This window comes from Ectopseudomonas composti (assembly GCF_001567565.1).
GTDB lineage: Bacteria > Pseudomonadota > Gammaproteobacteria > Pseudomonadales > Pseudomonadaceae > Aquipseudomonas > Aquipseudomonas composti_A.
This window is the reverse complement of record NZ_LSSW01000017.1, coordinates 1-25,642: the sequence shown is the minus strand read 5'-3', so window position 1 is coordinate 25,642 and position 25,642 is coordinate 1. Positions and strand designations below refer to the sequence as shown.

Annotated in this window: 19 protein-coding genes, 1 tRNA gene and 1 pseudogene; 13 read left to right on the top strand and 8 right to left on the bottom strand. The window is 61.7% G+C overall.

What is annotated here, in order from left to right:
- Positions 1 to 339 precede the first annotated feature (339 nt).
- A complete protein-coding gene (locus PCLY_RS04220; RefSeq protein WP_082768014.1) occupies positions 340 to 1,245 on the top strand; it encodes a TRAP transporter substrate-binding protein in 906 nt (301 codons plus the stop codon).
- Between the two features lie 53 nt (positions 1,246 to 1,298).
- Here the strand turns inward: PCLY_RS04220 and PCLY_RS04215 are convergent, their stop codons facing one another.
- A complete protein-coding gene (locus PCLY_RS04215; protein ID WP_061238044.1) occupies positions 1,299 to 3,182 on the bottom strand; it encodes a methyl-accepting chemotaxis protein in 1,884 nt (627 codons plus the stop codon).
- 138 nt (positions 3,183 to 3,320) lie between these two features.
- A complete protein-coding gene (locus PCLY_RS04210) occupies positions 3,321 to 4,544 on the bottom strand; it encodes an OprD family porin (RefSeq protein WP_061238043.1) in 1,224 nt (407 codons plus the stop codon).
- A gap of 271 nt (positions 4,545 to 4,815) precedes the next feature.
- Here PCLY_RS04210 and PCLY_RS04205 point away from each other — a divergent pair, with 271 nt between their 5' ends.
- The 5 genes from PCLY_RS04205 to PCLY_RS04185 all read left to right on the top strand — a co-directional run bounded on the left by PCLY_RS04205 (position 4,816) and on the right by PCLY_RS04185 (position 14,151).
- Complete coding sequence (locus tag PCLY_RS04205; RefSeq protein WP_061238042.1) at positions 4,816 to 5,760, top strand: LysR family transcriptional regulator; 945 nt, start codon at positions 4,816 to 4,818, stop codon at positions 5,758 to 5,760.
- Between the two features lie 209 nt (positions 5,761 to 5,969).
- On the top strand, positions 5,970 to 6,947 hold the full coding sequence (locus tag PCLY_RS04200; protein WP_061238041.1) for a TRAP transporter substrate-binding protein: 978 nt from the start codon (positions 5,970 to 5,972) through the stop codon (positions 6,945 to 6,947).
- 65 nt (positions 6,948 to 7,012) lie between these two features.
- On the top strand, positions 7,013 to 7,519 hold the full coding sequence (locus tag PCLY_RS04195) for a TRAP transporter small permease (RefSeq protein WP_061238246.1): 507 nt from the start codon (positions 7,013 to 7,015) through the stop codon (positions 7,517 to 7,519).
- A gap of 58 nt (positions 7,520 to 7,577) precedes the next feature.
- Positions 7,578 to 8,882 carry a TRAP transporter large permease gene (locus tag PCLY_RS04190; protein WP_061238040.1) on the top strand — a complete coding sequence of 435 codons (1,305 nt, stop codon included), beginning with the start codon at positions 7,578 to 7,580 and terminating at the stop codon, positions 8,880 to 8,882.
- A 427-nt stretch (positions 8,883 to 9,309) separates the two neighbouring features.
- Positions 9,310 to 14,151: an NAD-glutamate dehydrogenase gene (locus PCLY_RS04185; RefSeq protein ID WP_061238039.1), complete on the top strand. Its 4,842-nt coding sequence runs from the start codon at positions 9,310 to 9,312 to the stop codon at positions 14,149 to 14,151.
- A gap of 307 nt (positions 14,152 to 14,458) precedes the next feature.
- Here the strand turns inward: PCLY_RS04185 and PCLY_RS04180 are convergent, their stop codons facing one another.
- A complete protein-coding gene (locus PCLY_RS04180) occupies positions 14,459 to 15,892 on the bottom strand; it encodes a M48 family metalloprotease (protein WP_061238038.1) in 1,434 nt (477 codons plus the stop codon).
- Between the two features lie 108 nt (positions 15,893 to 16,000).
- Between PCLY_RS04180 and PCLY_RS04175 the strand changes: the two genes are divergently transcribed.
- Positions 16,001 to 16,240 carry a sulfurtransferase TusA family protein gene (locus PCLY_RS04175; RefSeq protein ID WP_013716292.1) on the top strand — a complete coding sequence of 80 codons (240 nt, stop codon included), beginning with the start codon at positions 16,001 to 16,003 and terminating at the stop codon, positions 16,238 to 16,240.
- Between the two features lie 64 nt (positions 16,241 to 16,304).
- Positions 16,305 to 17,372 carry an AI-2E family transporter gene (locus PCLY_RS04170; protein ID WP_061238037.1) on the top strand — a complete coding sequence of 356 codons (1,068 nt, stop codon included), beginning with the start codon at positions 16,305 to 16,307 and terminating at the stop codon, positions 17,370 to 17,372.
- 183 nt (positions 17,373 to 17,555) lie between these two features.
- On the opposite strand, the gene PCLY_RS04165 is transcribed toward PCLY_RS04170, so the two are convergent.
- Positions 17,556 to 18,029: a peroxiredoxin gene (locus PCLY_RS04165; protein ID WP_061238036.1), complete on the bottom strand. Its 474-nt coding sequence runs from the start codon at positions 18,027 to 18,029 to the stop codon at positions 17,556 to 17,558.
- Positions 18,030 to 18,051: 22 nt separating this feature from the next.
- Positions 18,052 to 18,609, bottom strand: a complete 558-nt coding sequence (locus tag PCLY_RS04160) for a glycine cleavage system transcriptional repressor (protein WP_061238035.1) — start codon at positions 18,607 to 18,609, stop codon at positions 18,052 to 18,054.
- A gap of 204 nt (positions 18,610 to 18,813) precedes the next feature.
- Between PCLY_RS04160 and dapA the strand changes: the two genes are divergently transcribed.
- The 5 genes from dapA to PCLY_RS04135 all read left to right on the top strand — a co-directional run bounded on the left by dapA (position 18,814) and on the right by PCLY_RS04135 (position 22,454).
- On the top strand, positions 18,814 to 19,692 hold the full coding sequence (gene dapA, locus PCLY_RS04155; protein ID WP_061238034.1) for a 4-hydroxy-tetrahydrodipicolinate synthase: 879 nt from the start codon (positions 18,814 to 18,816) through the stop codon (positions 19,690 to 19,692).
- 16 nt (positions 19,693 to 19,708) lie between these two features.
- On the top strand, positions 19,709 to 20,830 hold the full coding sequence (gene bamC / locus PCLY_RS04150; RefSeq protein ID WP_061238033.1) for an outer membrane protein assembly factor BamC: 1,122 nt from the start codon (positions 19,709 to 19,711) through the stop codon (positions 20,828 to 20,830).
- 87 nt (positions 20,831 to 20,917) lie between these two features.
- Positions 20,918 to 21,787, top strand: coding sequence for a phosphoribosylaminoimidazolesuccinocarboxamide synthase (locus PCLY_RS04145; RefSeq protein WP_061238032.1), 870 nt, complete (start codon positions 20,918 to 20,920; stop codon positions 21,785 to 21,787).
- A gap of 127 nt (positions 21,788 to 21,914) precedes the next feature.
- Positions 21,915 to 22,004 (top strand) — tRNA-Ser (locus tag PCLY_RS04140).
- A gap of 159 nt (positions 22,005 to 22,163) precedes the next feature.
- Positions 22,164 to 22,454 carry a carboxypeptidase-like regulatory domain-containing protein gene (locus PCLY_RS04135; protein WP_061238031.1) on the top strand — a complete coding sequence of 97 codons (291 nt, stop codon included), beginning with the start codon at positions 22,164 to 22,166 and terminating at the stop codon, positions 22,452 to 22,454.
- A gap of 219 nt (positions 22,455 to 22,673) precedes the next feature.
- Here PCLY_RS04135 and PCLY_RS04130 read toward each other — a convergent pair whose 3' ends face one another.
- The 3 genes and pseudogenes from PCLY_RS04130 to PCLY_RS25000 all read right to left on the bottom strand — a co-directional run.
- Positions 22,674 to 23,687, bottom strand: a complete 1,014-nt coding sequence (locus PCLY_RS04130; protein WP_061238030.1) for a phage integrase — start codon at positions 23,685 to 23,687, stop codon at positions 22,674 to 22,676.
- Complete coding sequence (locus PCLY_RS04125; protein ID WP_061238029.1) at positions 23,687 to 24,964, bottom strand: hypothetical protein; 1,278 nt, start codon at positions 24,962 to 24,964, stop codon at positions 23,687 to 23,689. Before PCLY_RS04125 ends, PCLY_RS04130 begins: the two co-directional genes overlap by 1 nt.
- Positions 24,965 to 25,106: 142 nt before the next feature.
- A pseudogene (locus PCLY_RS25000) lies at positions 25,107 to 25,642 on the bottom strand (zonular occludens toxin domain-containing protein); the annotation flags it as partial.

The following is a 25,642-nucleotide window of genomic DNA, read 5'->3' as shown; positions in this document are numbered from 1 at the left end:
AGGGCGTCCAACTAATAAAAACAGCCGCCGGAGATAGGAAAAGCTGATGGTGGCAGGCATCGGATTTTTCGATCGCCAGACGCTGGTTTTTCCCGTTGGACAGCCTTATCGCGGCCCTCGACAGTAGTTTGGGTGAGACGCTCCTTGGCGCCGTCCTGGCGCAACCCCCGGCGTCTCCCGTACCCGGGGGTTTTTGCGTTTCTTTCGAGTCGACTCAGTAACTGGCCATCAGTCTACGGGGGAATCCCAATGAAGACCGCACCTGGCATGCCCGCGCTCTGCGCATTGCTCGTCGCTCTACCTCTGGCTTTACCCCTGTACGGCGCTGAACGTTGGTCCATGTCCGTGGAACAGCCCGCCGGCAACTTCATCAGCCGAGTGGCGGTGGACTTCGCCAGGAATGTTCGTCAGGCCACCAATGGCCAGTTGGATATTCGCGTCCACCCCAACTCAACCTTGTATCGCCGTCCTGAAGTGAAGCCGGCAGTTGCCCGCGGCGATATTCAGATGGGTGATGTGTTCATGTCCGTGCTGGGCAGCGAGGATCCGATCTACGAGCTCGACAGCCTGCCTTTTCTCGCCACCGACTACGAGCAGGCTCGCAAGCTGTGGGCGTTGAGCCGTGCGGCGGTGGAGCGGCGCCTGCTTGCTGATGGCGTGCGTCTGCTTTACGCGGTGCCCTGGCCGGCGCAGAGCCTGTTCAGCAATCGCCCGCTGCGGGCTATCGAGGATGTTCGTGACCTGCGCTTTCGCAGCTACAACCCAACCATTTCGCGTCTGGCCCATCTGCTCCATGCGCAGCCGACGACCATCAACACCGAGGATGTACCGCAGGCGTTTCGCGATGGCCAGGTGGATATCATGCTCACTTCCAGCGCGACAGGCATGGATCTGCGCGCCTGGGACTTCGTCTCGCATTTCTACGATGTGCGCGCCTTCATTCCGAAAAACATCGTCATCGTCAACGAGCGTGCTTTCCAACGATTACCCAAGGCTCAGCAACATGCACTGCTGCATGCCGCTGAGCGCGCCGAGCGGGCCGGGTGGGAATTGTCCTGGGCGTTGACCGGTTATCAGACGCGGATGCTCGCCAGGCGTGGCATGACCGTGGTGCAGGACATCGAGCCGCAACTGCACCGGGGGCTGAGCGAGGTGGGGCAGCAGCTCACCGAGGAATGGCTGGCGCGTGCGGGCAAGGATCATGCGCAAATCATCGAAGCTTATCTCGACGCACAGCCACGTTAGCGCACCTGTGCCAATGCCCACTCGGCACAGCGCCGAGCGGGTATTCGCTTTACTCAGGCCAGGCGGAACTGCCTGGCGCTGCGCCCCAGTGCGTCGACCTGGGACGACAACCCTTCGGTGTGGCCATCCAGGGCGTGGCGCAGATCCTTGCTCTGGCCCGTGTGCAGGTTGATGGTTTCCATCTTGTCGGCGATGTCCTCAGTGGTGGTGGACACTTCCTCGATGGCCACCACAACCTGGTTCATCTCGCCGGTCAGCCGCTCCATCGCCGAGGTGATGGAGGTGATCGCATCCGCCACCTGGGCGGCATGTCGCTCGCTGTCGGCGGCCAGGTTCAGGCCGTTGCTCATCAGCTGATGCATGTGCCGGGTCTGTTGCTGGAACTCGCCGACGATGGCGCTGATGTCGGTGGTTGCCGAGACGGTCTTCTGTGCCAGCGAACGCACTTCATCGGCCACTACCGAGAAACCGCGACCAGCATCGCCGGCGCGCGCCGCCTCGATGGCCGCGTTGAGCGCGAGCAGGTTGGTCTGATCGGCGAGGCTGTTGATCACATCGACGATGCCATTGACCCGCGCGCTGCTCTGGCCGAGGGCATCGACCTGGCTGTGGGTGTCCTGAATCAACTGCGCCAGGCGACTCATGCTGTCGACGCTGGCAGCGATCACTTCGCCGCCGTTACGCGCGGCATCGTAGGCGCTGGTGGTGGCGGTGCCGACTTGCGCCGTGCGCTGCGCCATGTCGTTGAGGGTGGCGCTGATCTGGTGCGAGGCTGAGGCAGCCTGCTCGGTCTGCATTTCCACCTGGGTGCTGTTGTCGCCCAACTGCTGCATGGCGTCGCCCAGGTGATTATGCAGGCGGCTCAGCTCGCCATTGGCACGCACCACCTCGGCGACGATGCCGCCGATGCCCTGGATCATGCGGTTGGCGGCATCGGCCAGTTGGTTGAATTCGTCGCGCGGGTTGCTACCCACGGGCAATTTGCCGGTGAGATCGCCGGAGGCCACCTGGCTGAGCAGTTGAATGACGTTGCGCAGGCGTGTGACCAGGGTGCGTGACGCTTGCAGCAGGGTAAAGCAGAGCAGGGCGGCGACGGCGAGGAAACTCAGGCCCATGATCCACAGTGCCGACAGGCGGGCCTGTTCGGCTTCCTGCGTACGGCGCAGCAGCAGGCCGCCTTGCAGGGCTTGCGCCTGCTCTTCGACGCGCGTCTGCAGCTGTTCGCCGAGCTCACGCAAACGCTGATTGGTCGCGTTGATACGCTCGATGTTGTCATGGATATCAGTGAACGCCTGGGCATAGCCCTGCACGTTCTTGCCGATCGGCGTGTCCTGCCATTCGAGATCCGCGATCTGCTCCTGCAGCTTGCCGATTGCCGTCAGGGCAATCTGGGCGAAGGCTGGATCGAAAGTCGACAGGTAGTCACGCTGGCTGCTCAGGGCGCTGCTGATGAAGGGTTTGATCAGATCGAAGCTGATCGCCTCCAGCGCCTTGCCTTTCTCGGTCAGCGTTTTGCGTTGGCCTTCGAAGGGCGTCAGGCCCAGCGCCTGGTTCAGGCTCAGCCACTGGCGCTGTTGCGCCAGTTCCTCCAGCAGTACGGCCTGGATCTGCCGGGCGTGTTGCACGGTCGCGTCATCGTCCAACGCTTGAGCTTGTGTTAACAGATGTCCGACAAGTTCTTGCAGTTCATCGAGGCCGTTGCCGAATGCGCCCTGCAGGTCAGGCGTGATCTGCTGGCGCAGTGCGTTCTGTTGCCACCAGTGGTTCATCAGCTGGGTACTCGCGCTGGCATAGGCAGCGGCCCGCTCCCTTGCCTGTAATGCGCTGCTGACGCTATGGCTGGCCCACAGAGAGGCGGCCGCCATGAGCATCAGGCTGATCAGGGTAAGCGCGACAAGGGCGCGGAATTTTTGTTGCCAGGACAGTAAAAAGCTCACGATAACGCCTCGCCATCTTCTTCGGGATGATGCTCAGGAATCGGCAAGTTGTCATACAACTTGATTAAAAGTCTATGGTCTTCTTGCTTTCCGAGAAATGCGAACGGGGCCGCAAGGGCCCCGTCATCGGTTTAATGCTTACCAAAGCGGCAGGGTGTAGCTGAGAATCAGGCGATTCTCGTCGAGATCGTTGCCGAAGTTGGAGCGAACGGTGGCGTTACGCCATTTCAGCCCCAGGTTCTTCAGCGGACCGTCCTGGACCACGTAGGCGATATCGGTATTGCGTTCCCATTCCTTGCCTTCGCTGCTGCGACCGGCGACCTCGACGTTGTCGCCGGAAATGTAGCGGGTCATGAAGGTCAGGCCGGGGATCCCGATGCTGGCGAAGTTGTAGTCGTAGCGCACCTGCCAGGAGCGTTCTTCGACGTTGGCGAAGTCGTTGATCTGCACGAAGTTGACCAGGAACGGGTCGCTGCTGGCGATGTACGGGAACGGATCGTCACCGCTCATGCGCTGGTAGCCGGCGCCGAAGGCATGGCCGCCCAGGCTGTAGGTGAACATGGCGCCGAAGGCCTTGTTGTCGAGGTCGCGGAAGTTGCCGTCCTCGCGGCTTTGCGAGTAACGCAGGTCGGTCTTGAACGACTGGCCATCGCCCAGTGGCAGCACATGTAACAGGGTGCCGTAGTACTGCTGGTAGATATCCTCGAGGGTGCCGTAATGCAGGCCGGCGGTCAGCTGCGGGGTGATCTTGTACTCGCCGCCGCCGAACATGAAGGAGTCGCTGCTGCCGCCGATGCGGTTGCCGGTCATCTCGGTGTAGTCGGTGGAGCTGTTGGCCTTGATGCGGTTGATCTTGCCGCCCTGCAGGGTCAGGTTGTCGACTTCCTGCACGTTGAGCAGGGCGCCCTGGAAGGTCTGCGGCAACAGGCGCGAGTCGTTGGCCGAGACGATCGGGCTGCGGAACTGCAGAGCGCCGACTTTCAGCGTGCTGTTGGACAGCTTCACCTTGCCGGTCAGGGCGAGCTTGGAATATTCATCTTGCGAGCCGCCTGAGCGGTCGGCCGGCAGCAGGCCGCTGCCGGCGGTGCCGTCACCAGAGTCGAGTTTCAGGCCGAGCATCCCAAATGCATCGATACCGAAACCAACGGTGCCCTCGGTATAGCCCGATTCCATGCGCAGCAGAAAGCCCTGCGCCCACTCCTCGGCCTTGTCACGGGCGCCGCTCTGGCGGAAATCGCGGTTGAAGTAGAAGTTACGCATCTCGACGCTGGCCTTGCTGTCGTCGATGAAGTCGGCCAGTGCCAGCGTCGGCATGGCGCTGCCGAGCAGCAGCGCAGAGGCCAATGGGTAAGAGGTTTTCATGGTTGCAGTGTCTCCTGTTGGGAGCGCGCAGCGGCGAGAGCGGCTGCTTGGCAGAGCGCGTTTTGAATGATGTTGTTGTGGTCTGCGCAGAGCGCGGCGCCATTCTTCAAAGCGTTGTTCGGCGGCGTCCAACGAGAAAAAACAGGGGGCCAGCGATAGGAAAATTCATCGGCTGCGCGAAAAACCTCTGGCATACAACCTGCTACGCCTGAGGCTGCGTGGGCGCTGCAAATCGGCCCCTTATGAGAACATTGCGAAGAGGCGTTACGGCATGAATCTGAGATTTCTCGAGACCTTCGTTTGGGTGGCGCGGCTCAAGAGCTTCCGCCTGACAGCCGAGAAGCTGTTCAGCACCCAGGCCTCCATTTCCAGCCGTATTGCCGCGCTCGAGGATGAACTCGGTACCCGTCTTTTTCTGCGCGACTCCAAAGGTGTGTCATTGACGCCGGAAGGGCAGAAGGTGCTCGAATACGCCGAGCGCATGATCGACACCATGCAGGCCTTGAAGCAGTCGATCAGCGATACCGGCAACATTCAGGGACGCATTCGCGTCGGCGCGATGGATACCGTCATTCACACCTGGTTGAGTCCGTTCGTAACACGAGTGATGGAGCGCTACCCTGCGGTGGAGATCGAGCTGACCGCCGACACTGCGCGCAACCTCAACGAGCAACTGCTCAAGGGCTATCTGGATATCGTGTTCCAGACCGACATGGTCAACGGCGACAGCGTGCGCAATCTGGAACTGGCCGCATTTCCGGTGCGCTGGATCGTGCCGACCGGTTCGCTGTATCACCGCCGCTACGCCTCGATGGAGGAGCTGGCACGCGAGCGCATCATCACCTTCTCGAAGAACTCGCGGCCGCATCAGGACATTCTCAACCTGCTGCATGCTGGCAGCGTCAGCGCGCCGCGCATCAATTGCGTCAACTCCATCGCCGCGATGACGCGTCTGATCCGCGACGGTTTCGGTATCGGCGCGCTGCCGCCAGCGCTGGTGCATGACGAGCTCAAGCAGGGGGTGCTGACCACGCTCGACGAGGTGCCGGAGCCGCCGCCCTTGCCGGTGGTCGCCACCTGGCGCACGGGCGTGGGCCTGGAACTCAGTGAAGACATCATTGCCCTGGCCTGCGAGGCGCTGGACGTCTATGCCGAGGAGATGGGCGAGGCATGCATGGCACGGGTCGCGCCAACGCCGGAACAGCAAAGCGCCTGATCGCCGTTGCGCAACAGCCTGCGGGCCCGTCAATGGATGCCCGCTGCTGGTGCATTCGCCACTGGAATGCACCTATTCATCCCATAACGATTTCTGATCATGTGCCTCCGGTTTTTCTAGTTGGACAGGGTCGGGCGATGCGCTGAGACTCGAAATCGTCTTCCAGCCGCGCCTTGCGGCGCACAAACAAGAATGAACAGGAGAGCACCATGAAGAGCATCGCATCGCGTTTCGCCATGACCGCTTTGGCTTGTGCACTGGGCTTTGGCGCCCAGGCTGCCGAGCGTTGGAACATGACCGCCGAGAATCCCGACGGCAACTTCATCACCACCGTGGCCAAGGAATTCGCGCAGGACGTGGAAAAAACCAGTAACGGCGAGCTGCAGATCCGCGTGCACGGCAACTCGGTGCTGTTCAAGCGTCCTGAGGTCAAGCGTGCCGTACAGACCGGCCAGGTGCAGGTGGGTGACGTGCTGATGTCGGTGCTGGGCAATGAAGATCCGATCTTCGAAATCGACAGCGTGCCGTTTCTGGTGCGCAACTACGAGCAGGCTCAGGCTCTGTGGGATGCGAGTCGTCCTGCCGTCGAGGCGCGCCTGGCCAAGCAGGGCATCAAGCTGCTGTACGCCATGCCCTGGTCGCCGCAAAGCATCTTCACCAAGACGCCGATCTCCAGCATGGACGACTTCAAGGGCATGAAATTCCGTGCCTATAACCCGGCCACCTCGCGTATGACTGAGCTGATGGGCGCAGTGCCGACTGTGATCCAGACCGGTGAAATCGCGCAGGCCTTCAGCACCGGCATGATCAACGGCATGCTTACTTCGTCGACCACCGGTGTGGATTCCCAGGCCTGGGACTTCTCTTCCTATTACTACGACGTCAAGGCCTTCATTCCGAAGAACTTCGTCATTGTCAACGCCCGTGCCTTTGCCCGCCTGCCGGAGGCGACCCAGAAGGCGGTGCTGGATGCTGCCAAGCGTGCCGAACAGCGCGGTTGGGCGATTGCCCAGGAGAAGACTGGTGAGCTGGTCAAGATCTTGGCCGACAACGGCATGCAGGTATCCGAACAGGCGCCCGCGGCGGTAGAGAGCGGTTTCGCGCAGATCGGCCAGACCATGACCGAGGAGTGGCTCAAGCGCGCCGGCGCCGATGGCAAGGCGATCCTTGATAGCTACCAGCATTGATTCTGCTGCCCGCCGCCGTCCTGGCGGCGGGCTTTTCTGTGGCTTGCCCAGGGAGCCCGATGTTCATGACCCCACTGCACAAGCTCTACACCCTGTCCGGATGGTTGTCCGGTGTGTTTCTCGTCCTGATCTGCCTGCTCGTCGTGGCACAGATCGTCGCTCGCCAATTGGGCACCATGGTGCCTGCTGCCGATGAGTTCGCCGCCTACGCGATGGCCGCATCGGGCTTTCTCGCCTTGCCCTATGCACTGCAGCGCGGCGCGCACATCCGCGTGGAACTGATGCTGCGTCTGCTGCCCGCTGGCGGGCGCCGCGTGGTCGATGTGCTGGCCACGCTGGTGGGCCTGGCGATAGCCGCTTACATGGCCTGGTACTGCGCGTTGTTCGTGCTGGAGTCTTACGAGTTCAAGGAAGTGTCGTCCGGTCTGTTGCCGATTCCCATGTGGTTGCCGCAGCTGCCGATGTTGTTCGGCACGTTGATTCTGGTGGTGGCCATGGCCGAGCGCCTGGTGCTGAGCTGTCAGGGCAAACGCTTCGAAGCTGCCGAAGCCGGCACGGCGATGAGCGAGTGAGCCTGCGGGCTCGACCCCTAATTGCGGCCATCGCCGCACTGCATTCGTGAGTGAACCCGTGGACTACACAATTATTACAATCACCCTGCTGCTGGCGCTGTTCGTTCTGCTTGGCGGCGGCGTCTGGGTTGCCCTGTCGTTGCTTGGCGTCGGCATCATCGGCATGGAGCTGTTCGGCGGTGCGCCGGCCGGCTCGATCCTCGCTTCCACCAGTTGGGCTTCCAGTGCCAGTTGGACACTGACGGCGCTGCCGCTGTTCATCTGGATGGGCGAGATTCTCTATCGCACGCGTCTTTCCGAAGACATGTTCAACGGTCTGGCGCCCTGGATGCGTGGGCTGCCTGGGCGGCTGCTGCACGTCAACGTGTTCGGCTGCGGCATGTTCGCGGCGGTCAGCGGTTCTTCCGCTGCCACCGCCGCCACCATCGGTCGCATTTCCCTGCCGGAGCTGAAGTCGCGCGGCTACCCCGAGTCCATCGCCATGGGCTCGCTGGCCGGTGCCGGCACGCTCGGCCTACTTATTCCGCCGTCGATCATGATGATCGTTTACGGTGTGGCAGCGCAGGTGTCGATCTCGCGACTGTTCATTGCCGGCATTCTGCCGGGCCTGCTGCTGCTGGCGATCTTCAGCGGCTATTTGATGCTTTGGGCAGCTTGCAATCGCAGCAAGCTGCCGGAGGAGGGCGAGCGTCTGCCGTTTATGGTGAAGCTGCGTCGGGCCAAGCTGCTGATTCCGGTGCTGGGCCTGATCATCGCGGTGATCGGTTCGATCTATGGCGGCGTCGCCACGGCCACCGAGGCCGCTGCCGTAGGGGTGGTCGGTGCGCTGCTGATCGCGTTGTGCTCCGGCGCGCTGACCCGGGAAACCTTCATGGCCAGCCTGATGGGCGCGGTGTGCACCTCGTGCATGATCTTCTTCATCCTGCTCGGTGCGGCGTACCTGACCTCGGCCATGAGCTTCACCGGACTGCCGGCCGCGCTGGCTGACTGGATCATCGCCAAGCAGCTGTCGCCCTATCTGTTGCTGCTGGCGTTGACGCTGTTCTTCATCGCGCTGGGCTGCTTCCTCGATGGTATCTCCATCATCCTGCTGACCACCGCAGTGATTCTGCCGGCGGTTCAGGCCGCTGGAATCGATCTGCTGTGGTTCGGCATCTTCGTCATCCTGGTGGTGGAGATGGCGCAGATCACGCCGCCGGTGGGCTTCAACCTGTTCGTCATCCAGAACCTCACCGGGCGCAACCTCGGCGCGGTGGCGCGAGCCAGCTTTCCGTTCTTCATGCTGCTGGTCCTGGCAGCGGTGCTGATCACGGTGTTTCCGCAGATCGTCCTCGGCCTTCCGGAGGCCATGCGTGGGGCCTGAGGTCTCTCCACGGCCCGTTCCCTTCTCCGGTGGCGGGCCGTGGTTCTTTTCCCTTTGCACCGTGTCGGTGCAGCATTGAAAGAAAATGTCGCAGCGTCGCAAGCGGTCATGGGGCGTCCCTCGTTAAGCTCAACGGCTATATGTGACCCGTCGGTCGCTCCCTCACGCCGGTCCGCATGCGACTCGCAAGTGTCATTGTCGCTTCATGGACTAACGTTGAACGAGCAGGCCGTTGAAAAACGTAGACGAGGCAGCCAGTGCAAGGCAAAAACAGGCGAAAAAGCGCAGTTTACGAGTTGTAAATGAGCATTTTGAGCCTGTTTTTAACGCAGCAATGGCAACGTAGGTAGTTTTTCAACAGCCTGCTAATACCCAGCGGCAGCGATTCAGACCTCCTGTCGAACCATCAGCCCAATGGAGCAAAACCATGGCGTTCTTTACGGCGGCCAGCAAAGCTGACTTCCAGCACCAACTGCAAGCAGCCCTGGCACAGCACGTGAGTGAGCAGGCGCTGCCACAGGTAGCCCTTTTCGCCGAACAGTTCTTCGGCATCATCGCCCTCGAAGAGTTGACCCAGCGGCGCCTGTCCGACCTGGTCGGTTGCACGCTGTCGGCCTGGCGCATGCTGGAGCAATTCGATCACGCCAGCCCGCAAGTACGCACCTTCAACCCCGATTACGAAAAGCACGGCTGGCAGTCCACCCACACCGCGGTGGAAATCCTGCATGGCGACATCCCGTTTTTGGTCGACTCCGTGCGCATGGAGCTGAACCGTCACGGTTACAGCATCCATACCCTGCAGAACAGCGTGTTCAGTGTGCGTCGCGACAAGAACGGCCAGCTGCTGGAAATCCTGCCGCGCGGCACTCAGGGCGAAGGCGTGTTGCAGGAAGCGCTGATGTTTCTGGAAATCGATCGCTGCTCCAGCGCTGCCGAGCTGAAAACCCTGGAGAAGTCCATTAACGAAGTCTTCGGTGACGTGCGCATGAGCGTCGCCGACTTCCAGCCAATGAAGGCCAAGGCGCGCGAACTGCTGGCCTGGCTCGATCGCGCCAAACTGAAGGTGGACAAGGCCGAGCTGGATGAAATCAAGATTTACCTGAACTGGTTGCTGGACAACCATTTCACCTTCCTCGGCTACGAGGAGTTCACCGTCGCGCCAACCGCCGATGGCGGCAGCATGGTCTACGACGAGAAATCCCTGCTCGGTCTGTCCAGGCGCCTGCGCACCGGCCTGTCGGCCGAGGAGCTGCACATCGAGCCGGAGGCGGTGGCCTATCTGCGCGAGCCGCAGTTGCTGTCATTCGCCAAGGCTGCGGTTCCGAGCCGCGTGCACCGTCCGGCCTACCCGGATTTCGTCTCCATCCGCGAGCTCGATGCCAAGGGCAACGTGGTCAAGGAGTGCCGCTTCATGGGGCTGTACACCTCGGCGGTATATGCCGAGAGCGTATGGAACATTCCCTATATCCGCCGCAAGGTGGATGTGATCAAGCAGCGTTCGGGGTTCGACAGCAGCGCTCACCTGGGCAAGGAGCTGGCCCAGGTACTGGAAGTGCTGCCGCGTGACGATCTGTTCCAGACACCGGTGGATGACCTGTTCAGCACGGCGCTGTCCATCGTGCAGATCCAGGAGCGCAACAAGATTCGCGTGTTCCTGCGCCGTGACCCCTACGGCCGCTTCTGCTACTGCCTGGCCTATGTGCCGCGTGACGTGTACTCCACCGAAACCCGAGTGAAGATCCAGCAGGTGCTGATGGAGCGTCTGCAGGCCACCGACTGCGAGTTCTGGACCTTCTTCTCTGAGTCGGTGCTGGCGCGCGTGCAGTTCATCCTGCGTGTCGACCCGAAGAACAAGACCCAGATCGACCCCGTGCGTCTGGAGAAGGAAGTCATCCAGGCCTGCCGTTCGTGGAAGGACGACTACGCCAGCCTGATGGTGGAGGGCTTCGGCGAGGCGCAGGGCACCAACGTGCTGGCCGAATTCCCGGACGGCTTTCCAGCCGGTTACCGCGAGCGTTTCGCCCCGCACTCGGCGGTGGTCGACATGCAGCATCTGCTCAGCCTGAGCAGCGACAAGCCGCTGGTGATGAGTTTCTACCAGCCACTGGCGCAGAACGGGCAGCAGCTGCACTGCAAGCTGTATCACGCCGATGCGCCGTTGCCGCTGTCCGATGTCATGCCGATTCTGGAGAACCTCGGGCTGCGTGTGCTCGGCGAGTTCCCCTACAAATTGCGGCGTGCCGATGGCCGCGAGTTCTGGATTCACGATTTCGCCTTCACCTATGCCGAAGGCCTGGACGTGGACATCCAGCAGCTCAATGACACCCTGCAGGATGCCTTCATCCATATCGTCGGGGGCGATGCCGAGAGCGATGCCTTCAACCGCCTGGTGCTGACCGCCGCCATGCCCTGGCGCGAAGTGGCGCTGCTGCGTGCCTATGCGCGCTATCTCAAGCAGATTCGCCTGGGGTTCTCGCTGAGCTACATCGCTGCGACCCTGGTCAACCATGCCGACATCGCCAAGGAGCTGGTGCGCCTTTTCCGCACGCGTTTCTACCTGGCACGCAAGCTCAGCGCCGAAGACCTCGACGACAAGCAGCAGAAGCTCGAACAGGCCATTCTCGCCGCGCTGGACAACGTTGCGGTACTTAACGAAGACCGCATCCTGCGGCGCTACCTGGACCTGATCAAGGCTACCCTGCGTACCAACTTCTATCAGAACGGCGAAGGCGGTCAGGGCAAGGCCTACTTCAGTTTCAAACTCAGCCCACGTCTGATTCCGGACATCCCGCGGCCGGTGCCGAAGTTCGAGATCTTCGTCTACAGCCCGCGCGTCGAGGGCGTGCACCTGCGTTTCGGCGACGTCGCCCGTGGTGGTCTGCGCTGGTCGGATCGCGAGGAAGACTTCCGCACCGAAGTGCTCGGCCTGGTCAAGGCGCAGCAGGTGAAGAACGCGGTGATCGTGCCGATGGGCGCCAAGGGTGGCTTCGTGCCGCGCAAGATGCCGGTCGGTGGCTCGCGTGACGAGGTGCTGGCCGAGGGTATCGCCTGCTACCGCATCTTCATCAGTGGCCTGCTCGACATCACCGACAACCTCAAGGATGGCGAGGTGGTGCCGCCGCAGAACGTGGTACGTCACGACGCTGACGATCCCTACCTGGTGGTGGCAGCGGACAAGGGCACCGCGACCTTCTCCGACATCGCCAACGGCATCGCTGCCGAGTACGGCTTCTGGCTCGGCGATGCGTTCGCCTCCGGTGGTTCGGCTGGTTACGACCACAAGGGCATGGGCATCACCGCCAAGGGCGGTTGGGTTTCGGTGCAGCGTCACTTCCGTGAGCGCGGCATCGACGTGCAGAAAGACAATGTCACGGTGATCGGCATCGGCGACATGGCGGGTGACGTGTTCGGCAACGGCCTGCTGCTGTCGCAAAGCCTGCAGTTGGTCGCCGCCTTCAACCATATGCACATCTTCATCGACCCCAATCCGGATGCGGCCAAGAGCTTCGTCGAACGCAAGCGTCTGTTCGAGCTGCCGCGTTCGAGCTGGGCCGACTACGACACCAAGCTGATCTCCGAGGGCGGCGGCATCTTCCTGCGCAGCGCCAAGAGCATCGCCATCAGCCCGCAGATGAAGGCCCGCTTCGACATCGCTGCCGACCGCCTGGCGCCGACCGAGCTGCTCAATGCACTGCTCAAGGCACCGGTCGATCTGTTGTGGAACGGCGGCATCGGCACCTACGTGAAATCCAGCAAGGAGAGCCACGCTGATGTCGGCGACAAGGCCAACGACGCCCTGCGCGTGGACGGTCGTGAACTGCGCGCCAAGGTGGTGGGCGAGGGCGGCAACCTGGGCATGACCCAGCTCGGCCGCGTCGAGTTCGGCCTGGGTGGCGGCGCCAGCAACACCGACTTCATCGACAACGCCGGCGGCGTGGACTGCTCCGACCACGAGGTCAACATCAAGATCCTGCTGGGTGAGATCGTCTCGGGCGGCGACATGACCGAGAAGCAGCGCAACAAGCTGCTGGCGCAGATGACTGACGATGTTTCCGAGCTGGTGCTGGGCAACAACTACAAGCAGACCCAGGCGTTGTCGCTGGCCGAGCGCCGCGCGCGTGAGCGGGTCGGCGAGTACAAGCGCCTGATGAGCGCGCTGGAGAGCGCCGGCAAGCTAGACCGCGCCCTGGAGTTCCTGCCCTCGGACGACGAGCTCAACGAGCGTACCAACAACGGCCAGGGCCTGACCCGGCCGGAGCTGTCGGTGCTGATCTCCTACAGCAAGATCGACCTCAAGGAATCGCTGCTCAAGTCCCAGGTGCCGGATGACGACTACCTGGCCCGCGAGATGGAAACGGCCTTCCCGGCCATCCTCACCGAGAAGTTCGGCGATGCCATGCGCCGTCACCGCCTCAAGCGCGAGATCGTCAGCACTCAGATCGCCAACGATCTGGTCAACCACATGGGCATCACCTTCGTGCAGCGCCTGAAGGAGTCCACCGGCATGAGCGCGGCCAATGTCGCCGGTGCCTACGTGATCGTGCGTGACCTGTTCCGCCTGCCGCATTGGTGGGCGCAGATCGAGGCGCTGGACTACAAGGTGTCGGCCGACCTGCAGCTGCAGCTGATGGACGAACTCATGCGCCTGGGCCGTCGTGCCACCCGCTGGTTCCTGCGCAGCCGCCGCAACGAGCTGGACGCTGCGCGTGACGTGGCGCATTTCGCGCCGCGTATCGAGGCGCTGGTCGGTCGTCTGGACGAATTGCTCGAAGGCCCGGCGCGTGAGCAGTGGCTGGCGCGTTATCAGAGTTTCGTCGAGGCCGGCACGCCAGAGGAGCTGGCGCGCGTGGTTGCCGGTACCGGCCACCTGTACACCCTGCTGCCGATCATCGAAGCGGCGGATGTCACCGGCAAGGATGCCACTGAAGTGGCCACCGCTTACTTCGCCGTGGGTGGCGCGCTGGAACTGTCCTGGTATCTGCAGCAGATCACCAGCCTGCCGGTGGAGAACAACTGGCAGGCGCTGGCGCGCGAGGCGTTCCGCGACGATCTGGACTGGCAGCAGCGGGCGGTCACTGTCTCGGTTCTGCAGATGGTCGACGGGCCGCAGGAAATCGAGGCGCGCGTGGCGCTGTGGCTCGACCAGCATCAGCGTCTGGTTGACCGTTGGAAGGCGATGCTGGCCGACCTGCGTTCGGCCACCGGCACCGACTACGCCATGTATGCCGTGGCCAACCGTGAGCTGATGGATCTGGCGCAGAGCGCCTGAGTCGTTTGCTGAAATAAAAAAGCCCCGCCAAGTGCGGGGCTTTTTCATGTCATACAGTTGGATATGTTCCGTCGCGTAGCCTGGATGCAATCCGAGGTCAGGCGCAAAGCGCCCCGGATTTCATCCGGGCTACGACACACGTTCTACGCAATATGCGCCCCTGGGGGCACGCTGGGGGAGAGGGTGGTAGCGCCGCGAGTCGTCTGTCTCGCTAGACGGAAATCCCAAGCCCGGATGCAATCCGGGATCAGGGAGGTAGGGTGCGCCGTGCACACCGCCACTATCAGGCTATTCGCTGCATTCCCGATCAGCGCAGCATCTGCTCGACCAGGCGCTTTTCCTCGGCGAGTTCGCGCTGACGCGCATCGATACGCGAGGCCAGCTGGAAGTTGTTGCTGGCACGGCGCTTGGCGAAGTCCAGCTGCTCGATGGCCTGGTTGTAATCACCGACCAGGGCGAAGTATTCCGCACGTGCCTGGTGCAGACCGATGGTGTTGCCGCTCAGGCCACGCACCTCGGCAACCTGGTACCAGACGTCCGGGTCCTTGTCGCGGCTCTTGAGCAGGTCGTCCAGGGCGCGTTCGGCGTCGGCGATGCGCTGCTGCTTGAGCAGCAGATCGACACGGGTCTGCTGCAGCGGGTAATTGCTCGGGTACAGGGTGAACATGCGCTTCTGTCGACGCTCCGCCGCATCCAGACGATTGGCCGCCATATCCAGTTCGATCTGCGCCAGGTTGTAGGTGATGTCGTCCGGGGCCTTGGCCAGCAGCGGAGCCAGGGTTTCACCGGCTTCGGCGAGCTGGCCGGTTTTCATCTGTGCCAGCACCAGGCCGTAGCGCGCAGCATCGAGGCCTGGATTCTCGTCGAGCATGGCGCGGAAACGCTTGGCCGCGAGGCCCGGCGTTTCTTCGTAGGTCAGCTGCACGCGGGCGCGCATCAACTGATAGCGCAGGCTGTCTTCGCGGCCCTTGGCCGGGTATTGCTCCGCGCGGTTGCGGGTATCGGCGATACGCGACTCCGACACCGGGTGAGTCAGCAGGAACTCCGGCGGCTTGGCGTCGTAGCGGTACTGGCGCATCAGCCGTTCGAACATCGACGGCATGGCGCGCGGGTCATAGCCAGCCTTTTCCAGGTTGACCAGGCCGATGCGGTCGGCCTCTTGTTCGTTCTGGCGGGAGAAACGCCGCTGTTCCTGAATCGCGGCTGCCTGGGTCGACATGATGGTGGCGATACCGGCGTCGCCGGCACCCGCCGCCGCAGCGACGATGCCGGCAAGCATTGCGGCCATCAGCGGCAATTGCATGCGCTGCTGCGCCTCGACGCCACGGGCGAAGTGGCGCTGCGACAAGTGCGCCAGTTCGTGCGCCATGACCGAGGCGTACTCGGCCTCGGTCTGGGCATAGAGGAACAGGCCGCCGTTGACCCCGACGATCCCGCCAGGCGCGGCGAAGGCGTTGAGTTGCGGGCTGTTGAGCAGGATGAACTCAAGGCGTCGGTCCTGTAGCTGGCTGGTTTCCGACAGGCGATAGACGCTCGACTCGACGAAGTCCTTGAGTTGCGGATCGTCCAGTTGCGAGACCTGGCCACGTAGCAGGCCGAGCCAGGCACGGCCCAGCTGGTGTTCTTGCTGGGGCGAGACGATCGAGGAGCTGGCGTCGCCAAGCGACGGCAGGTCACTGGCACCCGTGTGGGCGGCGAACAGGCAGGCCAGCGTCAGCAGGGTAGGGCGCAGAAAAGTCATGCACTCAGGACTCTCGGGAGGCAAAGGCGTTACTGTAGCCGGCCAGCTACCACGCTGGCCAGGGTTGTGGCGGCTTGGGTATCCTAGCCGACCGATCAGGAGTAGATGATGACAGACGTACCGGCCTTCGATGCCGAACTCGACGCCTGCGGGCTCAACTGCCCGTTGCCCTTGCTCAAAGCCAAGCTCGAGCTCAATCGCCTGGCCAGCGGCGCCGTACTCAAGGTCAGCGCCACCGATGCTGGCTCGCAGCGCGATTTTCGCGCCTTCGCCAGCCTGGCCGGGCATGCGCTGCTGCATGAAGAGGTCGACGCGGGTATTTATCGTTACTGGTTGCGTAAGGCCTGAGCCGTACCCCATCACGCAGGCTAAAAATAGAGAGCGCCGCTCTTTTGCAGATTAAGGATTGTTGATGGTCAAGGTTATTCGCGACTGGTTGCACCGTTACTTCTCCGATGAGCAGGCCGTGGTGCTGGCCGTGTTGCTGGTGCTGGGCTTTGCGCTGGTGCTGACGCTGGGCGGAATGCTGGCGCCCGTGCTGACTGGCCTGGTGCTGGCGTTTCTCATGCAGGGCCTGGTCAACGGTCTGGAGCGCCTGAAAGTACCGCAAGTACTGGCGGTCTGGCTGGTGTTCGCCCTGTTCATGGGCGGCCTGACGGTGTTCATGCTGGTGTTGATGCCACTGCTGTGGCAGCAGCTGAGCACGCTGTTCAACGAGCTGCCGCGTATGGCGGCCGAGTGGCAGTCGGTGTTCCTGCTGTTGCCGGAGCGTTACCCGAACCTGATCACCGATGCGCAGATCGTGCAGCTGATCACCAGCATGCGTGGCGAGGCCGGCAAGTTTGGCCAGTGGGCGCTGTCGTTCTCCCTGTCCAGCCTGCCGATGCTGGTCAGCGTGATGATCTATCTGGTGCTGGTGCCGATCCTGGTGTTCTTCTTCCTCAAGGACCGCGAACAGATCGGTCAGTGGTTCCGCAGTTACCTGCCGCGCGAGCGCGCGCTGATCACCCAGGTGGCGCAGGAGATGAACCAGCAGATCGCCAACTACATCCGCGGCAAGTTCATCGAGATCATCATCTGCGGCGTGGTCACCTACATCGCCTTCGCCTACCTGGGGCTCAACTACGCGGCACTGTTGGCTTTGCTGGTCGGGCTATCGGTCGTGGTGCCCTATATCGGCGCGGTGGTGGTGACGGTGCCGGTGGCGCTGATCGGCTTGTTCCAGTGGGGCTGGAGCGATCAGTTCCTCTATCTGATGGTGGTCTACGGCATTATCCAGGCGCTCGATGGCAACGTGCTGGTGCCGCTGCTGTTCTCCGAGGCCGTCAACCTGCACCCGGTGGCGATCATCTGTGCGGTGCTGCTGTTCGGTGGCCTGTGGGGCTTCTGGGGCGTGTTCTTCGCCATCCCGCTGGCAACGCTGTTCAAGGCGGTGATCAACGCCTGGCCGCGTACCGAGCCAGAACCTGCACAAGCCTGAGAGGGCCGGCCGTAGGAGCGGCTTCAGCCGCGAAACAGGTGCATGACTGGGCCGGTATCCCCGGTCAAACGAAAAAGGCCGCATTCGCGGCCTTTTTCATGCGCACTTCTCCGTGAGTACGGGATAGCCCGGCAGAGGTGCTTGTCAGCTTCGCGGCTGAAGCCGCTCCTACGGTGGCGGGTCTCAGCGCTTGTGCAGTTCCTGCGCAGCGGCCAGCACCTTGTCGACATGGCCGGCGACCTTGAGGTTGCGCCACTCTTCACGCAACACGCCGTCCTTGTCGATCAGGAAGGTGCTGCGCACGATGCCCATGTATTCCTTGCCGTAGTTCTTCTTCAGCTGATACACGCCGAACAGGTCGCACAGCTGGTGCTCCTCGTCGCTGATCAACTCGAAGGGGAAGGCCTGTTTGCACTTGAAGCTTTCGTGCTTCTTCAGGCTGTCCATCGATACGCCGAAGATCAGCGTATTGGCTGCCTTGAACTGCTCGAAGCGGGCGCTGAAGTCCATACCCTCGGTGGTGCAGCCTGGAGTGGCGTCCTTCGGGTAGAAATACAGCACGACCTGCTTGCCCTTGAGGTCGGACAGCTTTACCTGCTGGCCACTGGTGGCTTCGGCCTGGAAGTCGGCAACGGCTTTGTCGAGTTCAACGGACATGGAAATTCCTTGTTTGCGGCTATCAGGGGTTTTGCGGGCGCCAGGGTTCGATCAGCGCATCAAGATTCAATGCATCGGCAAAGTCGAGAAACTGGTCGCGCAGCCAGCTGATCTGCGTGCCGGCCGGCAGCGTCACGGTCAGGGTGGCGTTGAGCATGGTGCCGCCGGTCTGCGGCGCCTGGTAGGTGTCGCAGGTCAGGGCTTCCAGTTCGACGCGGTTATCGATGAAGAACTGGCACAGCTCGTTGAGGATGTCCGGGCGATACACGGCGCTGACGTAAGCGACATAGGGCAGCGCTTGCGGGCGTACTTCGGCGGCGGCGCTGCGAATCAGATCGACGCTGAAATCGTGCTTCTTGGCCAGCAGCGGCAGGCTCGACTCCAGGCGCGCCAGTGCATCCCAGCTACCAGACACCTGCAGCACCAGCGCGCTGTACTCGCCGTGGCGGCTCAGCCGAGTGCTGATCACCGCGCAGCGATTCTCATGGCTGGTGCGACTGAGCAGGTTGGTCAGCGCCATGGCGTCGCGGCCGAGAGCACTGATAACGAGGAATTGTTCGCGAACGGGGGGGGTGGACATGCAGCCTTCCTAAAGCGATGAACGGTCCGCGCACGAGAAGCCGTGGACCAAAGGCAGCAGGTTAGCGAAAAGCACCGCCGAGGGGAATGGCGCAGCCGTGTACATCGGACGACGGCCAGCACCGATAAGCCCTTGTCCGTTGCTTGTGCCGGACTGGTGGCACCAGTACCATTACGGCTCAATTTTTCCGGCAGGAGCGGTTGCATGATTGCGGGCAGTATGGTGGCACTGGTCACGCCCATGGATGCGCAGGGTGGTCTTGATTGGGAGGCCCTGAGCAAATTGGTGGATTTCCACCTGCAAGAGGGCACCAATGCCATCGTCGCGGTCGGCACCACCGGTGAGTCCGCCACGCTGGACGTGGGTGAGCATATCGAAGTGATCAAACGCGTGGTCAAGCAGGTCGCCGGTCGTATCCCGGTGATCGCCGGTACCGGCGGCAACTCCACCCGCGAGTCGGTCGAACTGACCCGTGCCGCCCAGGACGTCGGCGCCGATGCGGCCCTGCTGGTCACCCCGTACTACAACAAGCCGACTCAGGAAGGCCTGTACCTGCACTTCCGCCACATTGCCGAAGCAGTATCCATTCCGCAGATTCTCTACAACGTGCCGGGTCGCACCGTGTGCGACATGCTGCCGGAGACCGTCGAGCGCCTGTCGAAGATCGACAACATCATCGGCATCAAGGAAGCCACCGGCGACCTGCAGCGCGCCCAGGACGTCCTGGAGCGTGTCAGCAAGGACTTCCTCGTCTATTCCGGTGATGACGCCACCGCCGTCGAACTCATGCTGCTAGGCGGCAAGGGCAATATCTCGGTTACCGCCAACGTTGCGCCGCGCGCCATGAGCGACCTGTGCGCTGCCGCGATGCGTGGCGAGGCTGCCATCGCCCGTGCAATCAACGACCGCCTGATGCCGCTGCACAAGGCACTGTTCCTCGAATCCAACCCGATTCCGGTGAAATGGGCGCTGCATGAAATGGGCTTGATGGGGGACGGTATTCGTCTGCCTCTGACCTGGCTCAGCCCGCGCTGTCACGAACCGCTGCGCCAGGCCATGCGCCAGTGCGGTGTATTGGCTTAACTCAAGGATTCTACGCATGAAGCGACTGGCCGGATTCTCCGCCCTTGCTCTGATCGTCTCCAGCACCAGCGGTTGTGGCTGGCTCTGGGGTGAAAACGGCTATTTCCGTGATCGTGGCAGCGACTACCTGGAAGCGCGACAAACCGCGCCCATGAAGTTGCCTGCCGATGTCGATGCCAAGCGCCTCGATCCCCTGCTGCCGGTACCCGCGCAGATCGCCAGCACCACCGCGACCCCGGCCGAGTTCGAGGTGCCGCGCCCGCAAGGCCTGCAAGTGCGTGCCGACGAGCGCGAGTTCAGCCTGCAGCGCAGCGGCGATTCGCGCTGGGTCGTAGCTCAGCGCGTACCGGCCGAAGTCTGGCCGCTGGCGCGCCAGTTCTTCGAAGACAACGGTTTTCGTATCGCCAGCGAGCGCCCGCAGGTCGGTGAATTCACCACCTCCTGGCAGCGTTTCGACGAACTCTCCACCGGCATGGCCCGGCGCCTGAGCAGCCGCGTCTCCGGCGTTGCGCCGGATGCCGAAACCCGCGTGCGAGTGCGCATCGAGCCGGGCGTACAGCGCAACACCAGTGAAGTCTTCGTCACCAGCGCCGAGCGTCCTGCGGGCAGCACTGCAGATGTCGATTTCGCTGCAAATAGCGGCAACGCCAGCCTCGAAGCCGCATTGCTCGACGAAATGCTGGTGAGCATGGCCCGTGGTGTGGAGCAGGGCGGTTCCGTATCGCTGCTCGCTGCACGAGACTTCGACGCTCCCAGCCGTGTGAGCCTGAGCGAAGACGGCAACGGCAACCCGGTGCTCAACCTTGGCGCAGACTTCGACCGTGCCTGGTCGGGCGTCGGTCGTTCGCTGGAGCTGGGTGACGTGCGCGTCGACGACCTCAACCGCAGCCTGGGTCTGTACTACATCAACCTGGCCGAAGGTGCTCAGGTCAACGAGGAGAAGCCGGGCTTCTTCGGTCGCATGTTCGGCAGCGCGCCGAGCAAGGAAGAGATCGATGCCCGCGCCGAGCGTTATCAGGTGCGTCTGACGCCGGTTGGCGATGGCGTACAGGTCACCGTGGAGAAAGACCTCAACACCGTTGCCCCGGCCGACGTATCGCGCCGCGTGTTGAGCCTGATCCAGGATAATCTCGGCTGATCGGCGCAGCGCGCCTCAGCTGTTAATCGATGGGCGAAACCCGCAAAGGTTTCGCCTGTTTTGTTTGCCAGAAACGGAAATGCCGACATGAGCACACCCACCACCCTGAGCCTGAAGAAGATCTACTCGGGCAAGGTCCGCGACCTCTACGAAATCGACGACAAGCGCATGCTGATGGTGGCCACCGATCGTCTGTCGGCATTCGATGTCATCCTCGAGCAGCCGATTCCGGAGAAGGGCAAGATCCTCACCGCCATCTCCAACTTCTGGTTCGACAAACTGGCAGGCGTGGTGCCCAACCATTTCACCGGTGACAAGGTCGAGGACGTCGTATCCGCCGCTGAGCTGCCGCTGGTCGAAGGCCGTGCCGTCGTGGCCAAGCGCCTCAAGCCAGTTGCCGTAGAAGCCATCGTGCGTGGCTACATCGTCGGTTCCGGCTGGAAGGAATACCAGAAGAGCGGCACCGTCTGCGGCATCTCGCTGCCGGCTGGCCTCAAGGAAGCGGCCAAGCTGCCGCAACCGATCTTCACCCCGTCGACCAAAGCCGCTGTAGGCGACCACGACGAGAACATCAGCTTCGAGCAGTGCGAAGCCATCATCGGCGCCGAGCTGGCGGCCAAGGTGCGCGATACCGCGATCAAGCTGTACAGCGCAGCTGTCGAGTACGCCGCTACCCGCGGCATCATCATCGCTGACACCAAGTTCGAATTCGGCCTGGACGAAGACGGCACCCTGACCCTGATGGACGAAGTGCTGACCCCCGATTCCAGCCGTTTCTGGCCGGCCGACAGCTACGCCGAAGGCAGCAACCCGCCGAGCTTCGACAAGCAGTTCGTGCGCGACTGGCTGGAATCCACCGGCTGGAACAAACAACCACCTGCTCCGGCCGTACCGGCAGACGTGGCCCAGAAAACGGCCGACAAGTACCGCGAAGCGCTGACGCGTTTAATGGCCTGAACCTGCTGAGCATCACCGGAAAAGGCCGAGCACTGCTCGGTCTTTTCACAAGCGCCTGATAGAAAACGAAAAAAATTCAAAATAAGCTTCGCCAAAGCGTAATCAACTGTTATCATGCGCGCCGCTTGGGAAGATGCCGGAGTGGTCGAACGGGACGGATTCGAAATCCGTTGTGTCAGCAATGGCACCTAGGGTTCAAATCCCTATCTTCCCGCCATATCTCAAGCCTAAGCCCCTGAAATTCCTAGAGTTTCGGGGGCTTTTGCTATCTGCGGCATGCAAGGTGTCGAAGAAGTGTCGAAAGCGAGGAAGGAAAGCTAGACACGTAGTGGCAAAGTGCTAATCATTGGCACACTACAACCATGGAAGAAGATGTATGCCATCCCTCAAGAAGCTTCTTATAGTTCTCCCTTTTGCTGCCTTCATTGGAGGCTGCACGACCGTAAGCGGCGTGATACGCGATAAACCTACTGGCAACCCGATCTCATCGGCAGCGGTAACGATAAACAACGTAAGCACCACGACAAATGCCATGGGGGCCTATTCAGTTACCGGCCCATTTATTCCTCAGCATGTCATTTTCGTGAACGCCCCCGGTTACAACATTTACACCAAGAGTGTGGGTAACCAGAACATTCACGACATCGAACTGACGCCGCGCCAATAAGGAATGTACTCGTGCTGACTTCTTGTCAGCGCGATAAGGCTAGGTTTTGGCACGACGAGCGGAAAATTCAGCCTCTACATCGTCATTGGAACGACCACGACCAGACTCTAGCGATGCCCTGGCAGCGGCAACCTTGCGTTGCAAGAATTCATCATGCTGCCTGGCCTTACACTGCTGTTGAATGAAGTCACGCATGATGCCCCCCATGGTTCGATATGGCTATGGGGTGATGATGCCGAGAAAGCGCTGGTGATCGCTAGCCGGTCCGAACCTGACGACGTCCTGCAGGTGATCGGATGCAAGGTGCGCGTAACGCATAGTCATGGCCAGAGTGGTGTGGCCCAGGATTTTCTGCAGTGTCAGGATGTTGCCACCGTTCATGACGAAGTGACTGGCGAAGGTGTGCCGAAGCACGTGTGACGATTGGCCAGCAGGCACTGGCAAGCGAGACTCACCCAGGGCCTTGCCAAAACTGTTCAGGCAGTTGCTGAACAGGCCGTATTGCTTGAAGTGCCGGTGTATCTGTTGCTCCAGCTCAAGGGCAATAGGGATAGAGCGTACTCGCTTGCCTTTGGTGTTCACGAACGTAACCAACTGGTTGCGTACCCGGTCGGGTGTCAGTGCCTGAGCCTCACCCCAACGAGCGCCCGTGGCCAAGCAGATGGCGGCGACCATGGCGACGTGGGGCGTCCGGCAATAGCGGTGAATGGTGGCGAACAGGGTCTCTATCTGGTCATCGGTCAGGTAGGCCAGCTCTTTTTCCTGCAGGCGGAGAGGGCGGACGCGAGCGAGCGGATTGGCGTAGTCGATTTCGCCGAGCTGGCGCAGTACGTTGAACACTGAGCGCAGGTAGCCCAGGCGATTATTCAACGTCTTCGGATTGGCACCGGCTTTGATGGCTTGAGTTCGATACTCGGCATATTCGTTGCCGGTCATCTTGATGGCTACCGGATCGCCCAGTTCTTTGGCCAGCGCATCCAGCAAGCGACGCCTTGCTTCACCATCGCTCAAGGTATGGGCATGCAGTGTTGCCCAACGGTCGATCAGCTCTGAGAGCTTGCGACGGTCCTTTGGCTTGGGTGCCCACTCAGGTGCATTGATGACCTTGGCCCTGCAGGTGGCCTCGAAGCGCTGGGCTTCACCCTTGGTCTTGAAGGTCTTGCGGAAGCGACGGCCCTTGATGGGTTCAACGTCGACTTTCCAGCGTCCGTCAGGCAGTTGCTCTATTGCCATCAGACAGCACGCCCCCAACGCACATGCCGTTCTTCAAGGATGCCCTTGATGTGTTTATACAGCCCGTCTTCATCCATGCCTTTGGCGGCATAGTGGTCGCGGATCACCGGCCAGCATTCCCAATCCTTGAGCCGGTAGAAAGCCTTTCTAGCGCCCACTCGCTCCCGTGCCAGCAGGCTGACGAAGTTTCCCAGGAATAGCTCGACGTTCTTTCCCGAGAAGCCCCGCGAGGTCTTGTATTGGCGCTTGTACTCGGTGTCATCCAACAGGGAATCGACTGGCAGATCTACGCGCACATCGTCGCGGATCAGGGTCCAGATGGGCTCAAAGTAGCCAGGGCGAGCCAGCAGCTTGAATTGGCGCAGGCCATAGCGCCACAGGCCGTCTAGGTGCGGTGCGAATGCTGCGTAGCTGTTGGTTTCGATGATCTTACTGGTCTGCAGGTCGAACGAGCCGGACGCGAATTGCTGGATAACCGAGTGGTGATAACGCAGTTCTACGCGCCACACGTCTTGCTCGGGGTCATAGTTGTCCGGGTCGGCTTCGTCGAAGCTGTCGCGACGCTTCCAGACGTTTTCCCAATAGTCGAGCTTGTCGATGGAGCGGGCCTGTTCGGTCTTGTTGTAGATCCCCAGCTGGACGCCACCAGCGGAGCCGAACAGGTAGGACTGGCCTTTGCCGTAGGTGGCAGACTCCAGAGTCCACTGAATTTCCTTGATGCCGGAAATATCACGGGCAGCACGTGCGCGGCAGTGCATACGGGCGACCAGATCAGCAGGCGGTTGCCATCCCTGCAGGTCTAGCGCGAGGTGGACGGCGCATTGGTTGCGCTCAATGTTGGTCAGGACGTGGCCGGCGTAGTAGTCGAGACGTTCCTGAAGGCGCTCGGGGCAGAACTGATCGATGGCATGCGGTGACACCTCAATTTTCAGGTGGGGGCCGATGTTCTCGATTTTGGCGTTGAAGTTCTTCACCAGCAGGATGATGCCCAGGTCTGCATTCTGGAGCTTGTACTGGTAACCAGAGTCCTTACTGACACGACCGGAGTGCCAGCGCTGGCCAGCGAAATCGACGATGGTCCCTGGCTTGTCGAACAGACACATGATTTCCGGGCGGATCAGGCCACGGTACAGCTGGCGGACGGTATCGACGCTGCAGGCCAAGATTCTGGCTTTCGACAGATCGACGATTTCAGCAGTACCAGGATCAACAAAGATACGGCCCAATGGATTGTGCTCACCGTTCAGGTCGAGTCGGGCAAAGTCTTTAACTTTCATGCTTGGGTTTCCTTACTGGCCATTACTTGCCATTTCGAAATCGGTTTATCTGACGTGCTACAAGGGCGTCAGCAGGCGCGTTCTGCGCGCCCGCTCGTCCCTCGCAGGCGTATGCAGAACACGCCCAGGACGCCCCGAGGGATCACCACAAGAAACGCCCCTTCTCATAGGTCACGATGGTGACGCCGTTGCTTGGCTGCGGCTGTGGGGGCGTCTGAGCAGGGGGCGAGCTGGGAGGCTGGGCGGCGGGGGCCTGGCTGTACTCGGGCTGGGTGCGATCAGGTATCGCGGGATCGAAATAGCCGTTCTCGACGATATCCAGGCAGAACCGAAAATCAGTTTTCACCTTGGTCCCCTGCTGGGTGTAGCACTGGCACACAGTCGGTCTGCCGTTGACGGTGGCGCTCGGGGCGCTGGCGAACTTGCGGGCGTAGATATCGGGGTCATGGCTGGACATGCAGTACAGCCGCGGAAAGGCCTTAGGCTTGGTCAGGTCGTCATAGATCGGAGCCGAGGCCGGGAGCTGCGGCACCCGAGGTGTTCGGTCGGTCAGGTAGCTGGCGGGGTTCTTTCTGTCTTGCTCAGGCGCCTGCTGGCCAAGCGGATTGATGAAGGAGCCAATAGCCCCTTTGGCTTGCTCAACCACGCTTGCCTCGGGCGCGCCTGCCGATGCCGCGC